Source organism: Acidimicrobiia bacterium (assembly GCA_016650365.1).
Lineage (GTDB): Bacteria > Actinomycetota > Acidimicrobiia > Spongiisociales > JAENVV01 > JAENVV01.
In genome coordinates, this window is the sequence record JAENVV010000190.1 from 1 (window position 1) to 13,182 (window position 13,182).

Annotated in this window: 14 protein-coding genes; 4 read left to right on the forward strand and 10 right to left on the reverse strand. The window is 61.1% G+C overall.

Annotation, left to right across the window (positions count from 1 at the left end; translation table 11 throughout):
• Nucleotides 1-110 precede the first annotated feature (110 nt).
• Both JJE47_11555 and JJE47_11560 read right to left on the reverse strand, forming a co-directional pair.
• Nucleotides 111-635, reverse strand: coding sequence for a hypothetical protein (locus JJE47_11555; protein ID MBK5268057.1), 525 nt, complete (start codon nucleotides 633-635; stop codon nucleotides 111-113).
• Between the two features lie 38 nt (nucleotides 636-673).
• Nucleotides 674-1,009 (reverse strand): helix-turn-helix transcriptional regulator, encoded by a 336-nt coding sequence (locus JJE47_11560; GenBank protein ID MBK5268058.1) that lies wholly within the window; start codon nucleotides 1,007-1,009, stop codon nucleotides 674-676.
• A gap of 74 nt (nucleotides 1,010-1,083) precedes the next feature.
• Between JJE47_11560 and JJE47_11565 the strand changes: the two genes are divergently transcribed.
• Nucleotides 1,084-1,515 carry a VOC family protein gene (locus JJE47_11565; GenBank protein MBK5268059.1) on the forward strand — a complete coding sequence of 144 codons (432 nt, stop codon included), beginning with the start codon at nucleotides 1,084-1,086 and terminating at the stop codon, nucleotides 1,513-1,515.
• 92 nt (nucleotides 1,516-1,607) lie between these two features.
• Nucleotides 1,608-3,707, forward strand: coding sequence for an MMPL family transporter (locus JJE47_11570; protein ID MBK5268060.1), 2,100 nt, complete (start codon nucleotides 1,608-1,610; stop codon nucleotides 3,705-3,707).
• Here JJE47_11570 and JJE47_11575 read toward each other — a convergent pair.
• The 6 genes from JJE47_11575 to JJE47_11600 form a co-directional block, all read right to left on the reverse strand.
• A complete protein-coding gene (locus JJE47_11575) occupies nucleotides 3,704-4,549 on the reverse strand; it encodes an aminoglycoside phosphotransferase family protein (protein ID MBK5268061.1) in 846 nt (281 codons plus the stop codon). The two genes, JJE47_11570 and JJE47_11575, sit on opposite strands and share 4 nt — an antisense overlap.
• 19 nt (nucleotides 4,550-4,568) lie before the next feature.
• A complete protein-coding gene (locus tag JJE47_11580; GenBank protein ID MBK5268062.1) occupies nucleotides 4,569-5,543 on the reverse strand; it encodes an NADPH:quinone oxidoreductase family protein in 975 nt (324 codons plus the stop codon).
• Nucleotides 5,544-5,586: 43 nt separating this feature from the next.
• Nucleotides 5,587-6,846: a 2-oxo acid dehydrogenase subunit E2 gene (locus JJE47_11585; GenBank protein ID MBK5268063.1), complete on the reverse strand. Its 1,260-nt coding sequence runs from the start codon at nucleotides 6,844-6,846 to the stop codon at nucleotides 5,587-5,589.
• Nucleotides 6,846-7,823 carry an alpha-ketoacid dehydrogenase subunit beta gene (locus JJE47_11590; GenBank protein MBK5268064.1) on the reverse strand — a complete coding sequence of 326 codons (978 nt, stop codon included), beginning with the start codon at nucleotides 7,821-7,823 and terminating at the stop codon, nucleotides 6,846-6,848. The genes JJE47_11585 and JJE47_11590 overlap by 1 nt, the downstream gene beginning before the upstream one ends.
• Entirely contained in the window at nucleotides 7,820-8,839 is a 1,020-nt protein-coding gene (pdhA, locus tag JJE47_11595) for a pyruvate dehydrogenase (acetyl-transferring) E1 component subunit alpha (protein ID MBK5268065.1), read from the reverse strand. The genes JJE47_11590 and pdhA overlap by 4 nt, the downstream gene beginning before the upstream one ends.
• A 108-nt stretch (nucleotides 8,840-8,947) precedes the next feature.
• On the reverse strand, nucleotides 8,948-9,850 hold the full coding sequence (locus tag JJE47_11600; GenBank protein MBK5268066.1) for a hypothetical protein: 903 nt from the start codon (nucleotides 9,848-9,850) through the stop codon (nucleotides 8,948-8,950).
• A 93-nt stretch (nucleotides 9,851-9,943) separates the two neighbouring features.
• Between JJE47_11600 and JJE47_11605 the strand changes: the two genes are divergently transcribed.
• Nucleotides 9,944-10,780: a metallophosphoesterase gene (locus JJE47_11605; protein ID MBK5268067.1), complete on the forward strand. Its 837-nt coding sequence runs from the start codon at nucleotides 9,944-9,946 to the stop codon at nucleotides 10,778-10,780.
• Nucleotides 10,774-11,076, forward strand: coding sequence for a hypothetical protein (locus JJE47_11610; protein MBK5268068.1), 303 nt, complete (start codon nucleotides 10,774-10,776; stop codon nucleotides 11,074-11,076). Before JJE47_11605 ends, JJE47_11610 begins: the two co-directional genes overlap by 7 nt.
• On the opposite strand, the gene JJE47_11615 is transcribed toward JJE47_11610, so the two are convergent.
• Together JJE47_11615 and JJE47_11620 are read right to left on the reverse strand one after the other, a co-directional pair.
• The gene (locus JJE47_11615) at nucleotides 11,066-12,364 is read right to left on the reverse strand and encodes a hypothetical protein (GenBank protein ID MBK5268069.1); all 1,299 of its coding nucleotides are present in this window, start codon (nucleotides 12,362-12,364) and stop codon (nucleotides 11,066-11,068) included. The two genes, JJE47_11610 and JJE47_11615, sit on opposite strands and share 11 nt — an antisense overlap.
• Nucleotides 12,365-12,384: 20 nt before the next feature.
• Nucleotides 12,385-13,167: a DNA translocase FtsK gene (locus JJE47_11620; protein MBK5268070.1), complete on the reverse strand. Its 783-nt coding sequence runs from the start codon at nucleotides 13,165-13,167 to the stop codon at nucleotides 12,385-12,387.
• Between the last annotated feature and the right edge of the window lie 15 nt (nucleotides 13,168-13,182).

Sequence of the window (13,182 nt, forward strand, 5' to 3'; positions counted from 1 at the left end):
TCGTACCCACGTCCTGGCCGCGCCCCCCCCTGGCCGTTTTCCCGGGGTTGACATGGCCGAGATCTACGAGTTCGTCGATCAGGCCATGCCGTAGGTTTCGCGCCGGTCGTTCAGTCGCGAGATTCCGCGTCGAGGAACACAAACACCGACGGGCGGGCCGCCGACCAGAGGGTCCAGGACTGGTAACCCAGCCATAGGACCGCCCCGGCCCCGAGCATGAGGCCCAGGAACCCGACAAACCCGGCAATGCCGGCTGCTCCGTCAAGATTGTCCCACCTCGAGAACAGCCACCACCAGTCGTGTGTCCCGCCGATCAACGGCAAGTACCTCGTCTTGGCGTCTGCCATGTAAATGGCCACGTCCTTGATCGAGGTGGAACACCACGCCAGCATCAATCCACTGGCACCCTCATCGCCCTTCCACCAGAAATAGCCTGCCAATCCGGCCGGCGCCAGGATCTGTGCCCCGGAACCAGCCAGAAAATGGATCGTCTGGCCAAGCGGGATGGCCAGCATGTGCCCCAATTCGTGGATGCCGAGGTCGACCATTCCGGTCACGAGGAAATCACGGCCGGTGGAAAAAGCCCATCCGACCATGACCGCTGCCAAGACTGTGAGCGCGAAGGTACGACGCATACTCCCTTATCGGAGCCTCATCCAGTCTGCTTGACGGTTCAGCCGGGCGACCCGACGGACAATGCGGCGCGGACCGCCTCGAGTTGTTCCGGGACGAGCCGGTGGTAGACCCATTTGCTCCGTCGCTCCGAGGTGATGAACCCGGACTCGCGCAGCACCTTGATGTGGTGGCTGACCGTTGGCTGTGACAGACCGAGCGGCGCGGTCATGTCACAAACGCAGACTTCGTCGGCCTCTCCGGTAGCCAGCATCGACACGATCCGAAGGCGGGCCGGGTCGGCGAGGACCTTGAGGAGTTCGGAAAGTTCCCGAGCCTGCCCTTCATCCAACCCTCCTGCGACCGGGGCACAACACGAAACGTCGATGTTCGTCATACCAACATATTGACACAGATCAATGTATGTGGCAACCTATACATCGATGAGTATCAATATATAGGAGGATCGTCATGAGTCGGGTACAGCTAGCCCTCAATGTCACGGATGTCGACGCGGCGGTCGCCTTCTACGAGAAGGTCTTTGGAACACCGGTAACCAAACAGCGGCCCGGTTACGCCAACTTCGCGATCGACGAGCCTCCCCTCAAGCTCGTCCTTATCGAAAATTCCCAGGGAGGGACGATGAATCACATCGGCGTCGAAGTCGAAACGGTTTCCGATGTCAATGCCGCCACCGAGGGGTTTGTCGCAAGCGGTCTCACGACGTATGAGGAGCAAGGGGTCGAGTGTTGCTACGCAAAGCAAGACAAGGTGTTCGTCACCGACCCGAACGGCTTGGATTGGGAGTTCTACACGGTCCTCGGCGACAGTCCGATAGCTGCAAAGACCATCGAAGGCTCCGCCGACCCGTGTTGCGAACCAAGCGAAGCGGCCTGCTGCTAGCCGGCCGCGACTCGTCAAGGAAACCCTGCTGAGGCCCCCCTGCGGGGCCTCAGGCTCGGTTAGGGTCGAACCGGCAACCGCCCGGAGGACGAATGGATCGTATCGCCAGTTTCATCGTAAAACGAGCCAAGCTGATCCTCGTGGCAACCGCCATCTTGAGCTTGCTATCGGTCGGCATGCTCTTCCGACTCGATTTCAACGCTGACGTTTCGTCCTTCATCCTCGAGGGCAACGCCACGGGCGAGGTGTTCGCCAACCTTCAGGAGAAATACACCGCCAAGGATCCCATCACCATCGTGGCGACGGCCGAACCTGATGCGCCCTTCAACACTCCGGAAGGACTGGCCAGACTCGCCGAACTCCAATCAGCCATTGCCGCCACCGACGCCGTAGAGTCGGTCGCCTCGATCCTTCCGGGAATCAACCCGCTCACCGGGGCACCGATCACTCCCGAAGACCTCCGGAAGTTACCTGGCCCGGCCGTCGATAGTCTGCTCCAATCGAATCCCACCACCGGACTCTTGTTAAGTGACGACTTTCTGGACACCCTGGTGATCGTCACTCCCGGCACCGACGGCATGAGCTCGGCCCGCAACCTCGCCGACCTGGTTGCCCCCGATGGGATCGAGCTCACTCTGGCAGGCAACCCGGTCATTTTTGCCTCGGTCGTTGACCTTCTCTCTCTGTTTCTGTTGCTCATTCCACCGGCGGTAATCGCGCTGATGCTGGCCGTTTTCTACGCCAACATCGGTGATCGTCGCCTCTCCGCCCTGGCCATGTTGCCAGCCATTCTTGGCTCGTTGTGGACGTTCGGCCTGCTGTTCGGTCTTGGCAAACAGATAGACATTGTCACCGTGATCGTCCCAATTTTTGTCATTGTGATGGGTTCGGCGGACGGTCTCCACTTCGTAACGCACTTCCAGGAAGAAGCCCATCGCACCAGTGACCCCACCGATCTGGTCGCCTCAGCCTTGAAACAGGTCGGGGTACCGATGATCCTCACATCGGTTTCGACAGCTGCCGGCTTCCTATCGTTGCTGTTCACCGGGGTGAGGCCCATCGCTCAGCTGGGCACGTTCTCGGCGATCGGCATCACATTCGCCGGAATCATTTCCCTTTTGTCCCTTCCCGCCTTGTTGAGCCATCTCACGATCAAGCCAGACCATCAGACGGCCATTCTCGGCCCTTGGGTCACCAAGGGACTCCAGGCGATGGTCAAGACCAGGCGGCCGGCCATTCTCATCACCGTGGCCCTGATCGCCTTTGGGGCGTTCACCATTCCCGGCCTGGAAGTGAATTCGGACCAGTTGTTCTTCTTCAAAGATGACGACCCGGTCCGGTTGGCGTTTGCCAAAACCGAGGCTGCGTTCGGCGGGGCAACTCCGCTTATCGGGGAATTTGCCTATGACCAGGGCGCAGGAACCGACCAACTGGCCGCCATTCAGGAGGCCTCCAAGGACCTACGTTCGTTGCCGGGGGTCCGCGAAGTGTTTTCGCTGGCCGACCTTGAGGGCCGGGTACCACCCGAGCAATTCGCCGCGATGCTGTCCGGGGCAGTTGAGCTGCCACTTGGCAAGATGGTCAGTGCCGATGGGCTTCGGTTCGTCATGTTCCCTGAGGATTTTTCCACCGCTGATCTGGCCGAATGGCAACGCTATGCCGATTCCTCCTCTGAAGTCACCGCGCTCACCGGAATGCCCATCGTATGGGACGAGATCGCCCGCCTGGTCGTGAGGTCGCAGGTCGTTTCGCTCATCGCGGCCTTCGTTCTGGTGACCATCATGCTCGGACTCGCCTATCGACGACTCCGCCAAACGATCGCCTCACTTGTACCGATCATCCTCACGGTCTCAACCCTGCTCGGATTCCTGGCCGTTTCCAATACCCACCTCAACCTGATGACGGCCGTGTTGTCGAGCATCGTCATCGGAGTCGGGATCGATTACGCAATTCACTTCATCGCGGCCATCGATCTGGCCCGCCAGGAAGAACCGGGCACCATCAACCGGGCCATCGAGCGGGCCGGCCGACCGATCGCCGCCAACGCGCTCGGCATTGCCGTGGCCTTCACCGCCCTCTGGCTGTCACCGCTCGAGATTCATCACCAGTTGTCCGTGATCATGCAGGTGTCCATGATCACGGCGGCTCTGGCGGCCCTCGTGGTGATCCCCGCTTTGTTACGGGAGGACTAGCCCAGATCGACCGTCCACCGGCCAACCGACTCGAACCCACGGCGTTCTTCGGGAGTCCCCCACCCCTGCACGGACTCGCCTCCCTCGTAAAACGGTAACCAGTCAATCCAGGCAGCCGCCGCCCACGCCGGATCCAACCGGCGGGCCGCCCGACTCGCAAATACCGAGCCGATTCGCCGGCCGTAATCCGCAGCCAGATTGAGCCAGGTTCGACCAAAGTCTTCGCCGGACGGACCGATGCAGGCATAGTCCCAATCAACCGTGCCGACGACGAGATCGCCATCGAAGAGCAGGTTTCCAGGATGAAAATCCCGGTGAATGAACACCCCGTCGCTCACCGCGGCGGCCGAGCGGGCGGCCAGTTCGCCGAATAGGCCCGAATCACCAAACCAGTCCGGAGTGAATGTGTCGGATGGATCATTATATCGGTGATGACGCCACCCAAATCCGGCGGTCGGAAGGCTGTGGACTTGATCTGCTACGTCGATGATCCGATCGAATACACGGCGGCTCGGGGCTTCGAGGGGAACGCCGCCGAGGGATGTCATGAGAATCGCAGGAGAGCCCGCCAGGTCACCCGTCGGATCGGCGTCCACGACCTCGGGGACCTGAAGATCTGAATGGGTCCGTACGAACTGCATGGCTGCGACGGCATGGTCGACACAATCGGGATATTCGGCGACGAAACCGGAGCTCGCAAACACCTTGACCACCCAGCGCCCGTCATCGTTGGACACCTTCCACAGGTCGGCCGTCGTTGCGCCTCCGATCGGGTCCCATCGGCGGATACCGGGTAGCGACCGGTTAACCCACTCGACGACCACACGGTCAGGCAGAGTCACCCGTGCACAACTCGACTATTCACAGTTCAATGACGATCTTGCCGGTCGCCTTTCGATCCATGAGCGCTCGTAGGGCGGCCCCGGTGTCTTCGAGCGGGTAGCGAGCCGAGATGTGGGGCCGGATGGTTCCTTCGTCGAACATCGCGACCAGTTCCATCAGGTTCTGAGCATTCCGTTTCGGCTCACGGGCTGCGAAGGAACCCCAGAACACCCCCCGAATGTCACACCCCTTCAACAAGGTCAAATTGAGCGGAATCTTTGGAATGGGCCCGGCGGCAAACCCGATGACCAACAATCGGCCCTCCCAGGCCGTGGCCCGCAAGGCCGCCTCGGTGTACTCACCGCCGACCGGGTCATAGACAATGTCCACCCCGGCGCCGCCCGTTAGTTCCTTGGCCCTGACCTTCAGGTCTTCGGTCGAATAGTTGATGAGCTCGTCGGCGCCATGATCTTTACAAACGGCCAGCTTTTCGTCGGTCGATGCGGCAGCAATAACCCGCAAACCCATGACCTTGCCCAACTCGACAGCCGCCAGGCCGACGCCTCCGGCTGCCCCGAGAACGAGCAAGGTCTCGCCCGGCTGGGGGTCGGCGCGGTCTTTGAGCGCGTGATAGGAGGTCCCATAGGTCATCACGAAGGCGGCCGCGACGTCCGTCGGCATCGTCTCGGAAATGGGGATCACCGAACGAGCCTCGACGACGACCTGTTCGGCAAATCCGCCCCATCCGGGAAAGGCGATCACCCGATCACCAACCGCCACATGATCGACACCCGCACCGACTTGGCCAACCGTTCCAGCTACCTCGCCGCCCGGGGAGAACGGCAAGTCAGGCTTGAACTGATAGAGGTTCTGAATGATGAGCGTGTCAGGAAAGTTGACCCCGGCGGCGCCAACGTCGACGACCACCTGGCCAGGGCCGGCATGGAGGTCCGGTACGTCGGCGATCGTCAAAGATTCGGGTGGGCCGTGCTCGGTACACAGAACTGCTCTCATCCAGGCAGCCTACCGGATGGGATTCTCTCAGCTGAGTTGGAACTCAAACAAGAAACAGCGCAGGCTCGGCAAGATTCTCCATGAGACGCGCCATGAATTTCCGGCCCAGCGCACCATCGATCACCCGATGATCGTACGAGAGACTCAACGGCATCATCGGCGCGACCACGACCGCTTCGCCGCGCACCACGGCACTGTCCCTGGCCCGGCCAACCGACAAAATGGCCGTCGTTCCCAACGGCACAATCGGGGTGCCGTGGCCACCGCCTACCGCTCCGATATTCGAAACCGTAAATGTCCCGCCCGACAGATCGTCCGCAACGAGGCTTCGGTCGCTGGCGCCCGCACTCAACCTCATGATCTCGCCGGCAATTTCGAGTACGGTGAGTTCCCCGGCGTTGTGAACCACCGGAACCATCAAACCGTTCGGTGTGTCAACCGCAACGGCGATGTGATACCGACGATGAAGGATGATCTCGTCACCGCTAACCGTTGCGTTGAACTCCGGGAATTCGCCGAGGACGGGAACGACCGCCTTGACGACCAAGGCTTCAAGCGTGACGTTCTGGCCGTGGCGAAGCGATAGCGCTTTGCGCGCCTGAAGCAACCGGGTGGCATCCACATCATCGAACGTCGTGACCCTGGGGATCTCTGCCCAGGACCGGCTCATTCGATCGGCGATGGTCCGACGCAACTTCGTCATCGGGACCACCTCGGAATCACTTCCGGCGGCTACGACCTGCGAGAGTTGGTGGGGCGCCGAGGCCGGCACTGCCATATCGGCCTTTTGCTCGACCGCACCCATGATGTCAGCTCTGGTTATCCGACCGTTCGGTCCGGTCCCGGTGAGTGCTGCCAAATCAACTCCTTGATCCCTGGCCAGCTTCCTGACGAGCGGGAGGGCGAGAACTGGGTTTCCCGACTCGCCGGAGCCTTCCGTCCGGGGACCAAGAATCGTGGATCCCTTGCCGAAGCTGCCGACCAATGGGGGATCTTCCTCACGGTGTTCAGGAAGATCGTCTGTCTCACTCGGCGTCGACCCGGCATCATCATTCTCAAATGACCCCGACCCGTCGTCTATCACAGCCAGGACGGCTCCAACCGCGACGGTTTCACCGGCCTCAGCACCGTGACGCACCACGATTCCGGCGACCGGAGCCGGCATCACAACGACCGTCTTGTCGGTTTCCACTTCGACGAGCGGTTCGTCAAGTCCTACTGGATCGCCCTCGGCGACCAGCCACGACACGATCTCTGCCTCGACGAGTCCCTCTCCAATATCGGGGAGCTTAAAGGTATGCACTATGCCTCCATCGTTCGCCGGGCCGCTGCGACAATGGTCTCGGTGGTTGGCATGTACCGGTGTTCAGCCTTCTTCAACGGAATGGTGGTGTCCCAACCCGCTACCCGTTCAACGGGTGCCCTGAGCGAATACAACGCACGCTCACCGATGAGAGCAGCTATTTCTGCCCCGAATCCGGCGGTCTTCGGTGCCTCTTGGACGACCACGGCCCGGCCCGTCTTCTGAACGGACTCGATGATCGTGTCTTCGTCGAGGGGGCGCAAGGTTCGCAGGTCGATCATCTCGGCAGAGATGCCGTGGCCGGACAGAACCTCCACGGCTTCGCGCACCTCGTGGGTCATGGCTCCCCAGGTAATAAGCGAGACGTCGGTGCCTTCCGATTCGATCCGGGCCTTGCCGATTTCGACGGTGTAGTAGCCGTCCGGAACCTCTTCTCGTACCAGCCGGTACAGACGGATTGGCTCGAGAAAAATGACCGGGTCGGGCGAATCGATGGCGGCAAGCAACAAACCCTTGGCGTCATAAGGGGTGGCCGGAATCACAACCTTCAGACCCGGTAAGTGGGCGTAAATCACTTCGGTGGATTCAGAATGATGTTCAGCGGCCCCGAATCCACCACCACACGGCATACGGATTACGAGGGGCGCGGTGAACCGGTGCTGAGACCGATTCCGGATCCTGGCCACGTGGCTGAGGATCTGATCGTATGCCGGATAGGAGAATCCCATGAACTGAATTTCGGCAACCGGACGCAGGCCGGCAACCGCCATGCCGAACGCCGCCCCGACGATCCCGGACTCGGCAACTGGCGTGTCGATCACTCGTTGATCGCCGAACCTGCCAAGGAGACCATCGGTGATCCGAAACACTCCGCCGGTCTGGCCGACATCTTCTCCGATGACCAGGACCCGCTGGTCCTTGTCGAGTGCCGTGGCAAGGGCATCGGTAATGGCTCCAGCGAGGGTTAGTTCGCTCACGATTCAATCCCTTCAAGCTGGCGACGCAGATCTGGCGACATCTCCTCATACACTGCCCCGTAAATGTCTGCCGGAGACGGTGAGTCGAGCGACTCGGCCAACTCGACGGCCCGCTCAATCGTGGTGGCCGCCTTGGCTTGGACCGTCTCTTCCCAGTCGCCATCCCAGGCGCCCTCGTTTTCGAGATAGCGGCGCACCCGTTCAACCGGATCACGGTCGTGGGCTGCTCGCTCTTCCTCAGGGTCCCGGTACCGACCGGGATCATCGTTCGTCGTGTGGGGACCGATCCGGTACGTCACGGCCTCGATCAGGGTCGCCCCATCGCCCGCTCTGGCCCGATCAGCCGCTTCCTTTGTGGCGGCATACACTGCAAACAGGTCGTTTCCATCCACCTGCTCACCAGCCATGCCATACGCGTCAGCTTTCTGCGCAATGGTTGCCGACGCGGTCTGACGCTCCCTCGGCATCGAAATGGCGTACCCATTGTTCTGACACAAGAACACGGTCGGTGTCTTGAAGACACCAGCAAAGTTCATCGCCTCGTGGAAATCACCTTCAGAAGTAGCTCCGTCACCGAAATAGGTGATCGCGATGCGACTCGTTCCAAGAAGCTTTTCGGCCCACGCGATACCGACCGCATGGATCATGTGGGCGCCAACGGTGATCGAGGGCGGAAGGACATCGACATGCACCGGCGGACGCCCACCCCGCTCGTCGCCCGACCGCGAAAGGAACAACACTTCCCACGGATACCCCTGCATCCACATGGCAGCCGCATCGCGATACGTCGCCACCATCCAGTCGTTCGGATCCAACGCAGCGGCGGATCCAACTTGGGCGGCCTCCTGGCCGAGCAGAGGAGCATAGGTTGCCAATCGGCCCTGACGCTGAAGGGTGGTTCCCTTTTTGTCGTAGGCCCGTGCTTCAACCATGGCCCGGTACAACCGACGGGTGGTGTCGATATCGATGGGCGCCTCCCCGACAAGCCGCCCCTCCAGATCAAGAATGTTTCGCATATCAAGCCAGGCTACTCGGCTCCGACTCGCTGTCCATCAGCCAAACCTGGTCAAACCGGCGCTGCTTGCCAGGAAAGCACAGAGCACAACAGTAGGCCTGCAGCGCCCTCAGATCCCTCCAACGGCTGACCCGGCGATGACCGCATCGACAATCATCTCGACGACCCGTTGAATACTGTCGTCAAGTTGTTCCATGGCGATGACGGGTACTCCACGCTCTTCGGCGCACAATCGGATGTAGCGATCGATTCGCCGCAATTCGTCGAACGCGTCCAGATAGCGATCGGCGCTGCGCTGACTGGCTTGCTCGGCCCTGGCAAGAAAATGGGCTCGGTGCACGGTCGCTTCATCGACCACGAGCACCATCTGGCAGATAACCGCCTGCTTGGCCCACACCGCAACATCGGTATCGAAGAGGCCGGGGACCATATGGACGCCCTCTACGACCAGGCCTGACCCCTCCGTGATGGCCCGATCGATGAGGCCCCGCACTCCGGTCGAAACCAGATCGACCTGGCTCTGGAACCCGACGACCACACGGTCGTGATCAGCGGGGACGGGTGAGCGTAAGGCCCGATGGGCGTCAAACGACGACAGATGCAGCATGGGCGCCAGGGTATCCGGGACCAACTGACGCATGACCTGGCGAACCGCGTCGGTGGGAATCACGCTCGAAATCCTGAGACGGGCGCCCACCTCACCGGCCACCGAAGACTTGCCTACTCCCGGTGCACCACCCAGGAGAACGATGATCGGCTTTCCGCGCCGACGCGCTCTCAGCCACGCCAGGTAGCGATCGGCCGAACCCACCCCGAGATGTGCTTCGATGGATCGGGTCGTGATGTCCATGAGTTCATCGACGGCCACCTCAGACAGGTTGCGTTCGAGAAGGCGAGTCTCGGTCTCCTCGGCAATCGTGTAGGCCATCTCAGGCTCGATCCCGACGACGATCATCGAAGATGCCGCGACAAACTTCGAGAAGGGCAACGGGTTCTCGCGGCGATCGAGCACCCATATGTACCGTCCACCCGGGCTGACCATCCGTGTGCGTCCCCTTCGGTGGCGCCGATCCGCCCCACCTTCTCCAGCTAGTATGACATCTCGATGCCTTCGCTGACGATCGCCCAACTGTCAGACCTTCACTGTGGTTCGCCGTACTTCGACCCCGATCTTCTTTCGGCAGCCGTTCACGAGATACTCGACTTGCAACCAGACCTCGTCGTGGTGGCGGGCGACCTCACGCAAGAAGGGTATGCAGAGGAATTCGAGACGGCCCGCGATGCGCTTCGACCGCTACGCGAAGCATTCACCACGGTGATCGTTCCTGGCAACCATGATTCGAAAAACGTCGGCTACCTGCACTTCCAGGATCATTTCGGGAAAGGCAACAGCGAGTCAAAGGGCGACGTCTCACTGTCCTTGTCGAGCGACGCGTATCCCCGCCGAACGAAGGTAGTAGCCGTCGATAGTTCAAAACCAGACCTGGCCGAGGGTGAAATCGGACGATCCCGGTACGAGTGGATCCGCCAGGAGTTCGGCGACGCGGCCGATCTGCGCCTCTTCGTGATGCATCATCACCTCGTCTCTGTTCCTGGCACCGGCCGCGAACGCAACATCGTTTGGGATGCCGGCGACGTCATGGCGCTCCTTGAAGATGTGAATGTCGATATCGTCCTGGCCGGCCACAAGCATGTCCCTCACGTCTGGCAGGTCGACCGCATGCTCATCATCAACAGCGGAACGGTTTCCTCCTACCGGTTGAGGGGGTACACCCGGCCGTCGTACAACGTCGTTCGCATAGATGAAGAAACCGTCGAGGTGACCCTGATGTACCCGGGCGCCGGACAGCAGACGGCCGCCTATTTCGACCGAACGACCACCGAACTCACTCGCAACCCGGACATGGCCGGCATGTTCTCGAAAGCAGCCTGGCGATGGTGATCAGATTGTTCCTATCGGCAGTTTCAGAAGCGGACCTTGACGATCTCATCGCCATGTTCAAAGCAGACGTCGTACCAGCGTTCACGGCGGCGCCCGGATGCCTGGGCATCGAGCTAATCCGCGCGGAAGCCGCCGGCGTCGGTGGCCTGATCGAGGGAGGCGTCATTATTCGGTGGGACTCTGCCGAATCCATGGAAACTGCTCTCGCCAACCCCGACGTCATCCGGAGCCAGGAGCGGGTTCGTGCCCTGTTGCGCCGTGAACCGTTGCGCAAGGTGTATCAGGTCATCTCCTAGCGAGAACGTCATCGATCGTCGCTACGAGTCGATCGGTGCCTCCCGCCACGATCACCCGGTTGTGGATCAGACCAACCTCGATGGCCCGGTCGACTGCCCACGGGAGGACAAGGTCGGCTGCGGCGGCCTTTACCTCGACGAGGAGAACATCGGCCTCCCTGGCCGCCTCAAGATCGTCCCGCAGCCGGGTCCGGTCAGAGAGGCTGTGCACTACCTCAACCGCGCTGGCTCCGTGCCGGACCAGATCCTTTACGAGCTGGCGGCCAGCAGATTCGGGAGCGGTTGTCACGGCCAACACCCGCCGACCCCCAACCGGAAGGGACGGCTCCATCTCATAGCTTGCCCGCATGATCGTCAGGTCTGGATTAAGCCGGGAGAGGACCACTTTGAGTGACTCGAAGTGACCCTCGTAGTCAGATCCGGAATCAATGACGACCGCCGTCGAAGCGGTTCGGACCCGATACGGACCGAGATAGCCGTTCAGGAACTCCCGATCGATATCGATCGGCATGACAAGAACATGGGCATCGGTGCGAGCAGGAGGAATGGCTGTTCCGCTGCCCTCGAAGATCATCAATTCCGGGCTGAGCCGGCCTGCCGCCGCCACCCCGGCTGCAAAATTGTGGATGTCGGTTTCGCCAGAGACCCCGGCCCCACAGCGAAAGGTACCGATTGTGTCAACTCCGGCGAATACCGCGTCTTCCACATAGTCAGAGGCTGCGTGCATGCCCCGTTCGGCCAATGCGGCCAATCCGGCAATCGACGGCGAGAACTCTCCTGCCCGCAGGACGGTCGGATGAGCCGGCCCGCCCCTCCCCATCGTCACAATGCATACCTGTCGTCCGACATCACGCCAAAACCGCGCCAACTCGATCGCCACGGAAGTCTTGCCCGCCCGTTTACCGGTACCCGTCACGGCGACGGTGGGAACCGTCGTTAGCTGCGGGAGTTCAGGAGGATCGAAACGATAGCCGGCCCCCTGATAGGCGACTCCGCCTTGCAACGCCACCGATATCAGCTCAAATCTCTTCCGGTGATCGAGGACCGGTTCATCGCTGAGATCGATGACTACCTCGGGGTCATAGGTTTGGATGAATTCGGCAAGAACCCGGGATGGATCGCCCACCCCGACCGGCATGGCGAGATCCGGTGGGCGGTCGGTCTTTTCGGTTCCACCGAGGAACACCGCCCCGACCACCAGATAGCCGTCGGCGGAAAGCGCCTCAAAAGCCCGTTCGACCACCGGCGGGTAGTGCTGACCGTCGATGAGTACCAGGCAGCGGTGCATGCTGCGAGGCTACTGCGTGGTCAGTCCGAAGCGCCGGCCATCTGTTCAAGATCCTCAACGGAAATAAGAACCTCGCGAGCTTTGGAACCGTGGGAAGGGCCGACCACTCCCCGACTCTCAAGCGTGTCCATCAGGCGCCCGGCCCTGGCAAATCCGACCCGCAGCTTGCGCTGAAGCATCGACGTCGAGCCGAGTCCCGAGCGAACGACCAGATCCATTGCCTGGCGGATCAGCTCGGCATCTTCGTCGTCTTCCTCGGCAGCCTCTACCCGCGCCTTCTCAACCGACGCCTCAATAACCTTGTCCTCATACTTGGCTTCCTTCTGCTTCTTGACCCAATCGACGACGGCTCGTACTTCTTCTTCAGACACCCATGCACCCTGGACCCTGGCCGGTTTGGGGTCCTTGGCAGTGACAAGGAGCAGGTCTCCCATCCCAACCAGCTTCTCGGCCCCGATCGTGTCGATGATTACGCGGCTGTCGGTTTGAGAGGCGACCGAGAAGGCCATCCGTGAAGGGATATTCGCCTTGATGACCCCGGTGATGACATTGACGGACGGACGCTGCGTGGCAATCACGAGGTGGATCCCGACAGCCCTGGCCATCTGGGCAATCCGGACAATCGAGTTTTCGACGTCACGCCCGGCCACCATCATGAGGTCGTTGAGTTCGTCGATGAGGATGACGAGGTACGGGAATCGGTCAAACCCTTCCTCGTCGATACCGCCTGCATCCCACTTCTCGTGGTAGCCGCCGATATCGCGTACTCCCGAGTCGGCCAGAAGGTCGTACCGACGGTCCATCTCGTCAACCGCCCA

Bases quoted from the DNA above. Each gene is read 5' to 3' on its own strand.
- JJE47_11605 (MBK5268067.1), top strand. From the start codon at position 9,944: ATGCCTTCGCTGACGATCGCCCAACTGTCAGACCTTCACTGTGGTTCG.
- JJE47_11570 (MBK5268060.1), top strand. From the start codon at position 1,608: ATGGATCGTATCGCCAGTTTCATCGTAAAACGAGCCAAGCTGATCCTC.
- JJE47_11615 (MBK5268069.1), bottom strand. From the start codon at position 12,364: ATGCACCGCTGCCTGGTACTCATCGACGGTCAGCACTACCCGCCGGTG.
- JJE47_11610 (MBK5268068.1), top strand. From the start codon at position 10,774: ATGGTGATCAGATTGTTCCTATCGGCAGTTTCAGAAGCGGACCTTGAC.
- JJE47_11560 (MBK5268058.1), bottom strand. From the start codon at position 1,009: ATGACGAACATCGACGTTTCGTGTTGTGCCCCGGTCGCAGGAGGGTTG.
- JJE47_11565 (MBK5268059.1), top strand. From the start codon at position 1,084: ATGAGTCGGGTACAGCTAGCCCTCAATGTCACGGATGTCGACGCGGCG.
- pdhA (MBK5268065.1), bottom strand. From the start codon at position 8,839: ATGCGAAACATTCTTGATCTGGAGGGGCGGCTTGTCGGGGAGGCGCCC.
- JJE47_11580 (MBK5268062.1), bottom strand. From the start codon at position 5,543: ATGAGAGCAGTTCTGTGTACCGAGCACGGCCCACCCGAATCTTTGACG.
- JJE47_11620 (MBK5268070.1), bottom strand. From the start codon at position 13,167: ATGGACCGTCGGTACGACCTTCTGGCCGACTCGGGAGTACGCGATATC.
- JJE47_11555 (MBK5268057.1), bottom strand. From the start codon at position 635: ATGCGTCGTACCTTCGCGCTCACAGTCTTGGCAGCGGTCATGGTCGGA.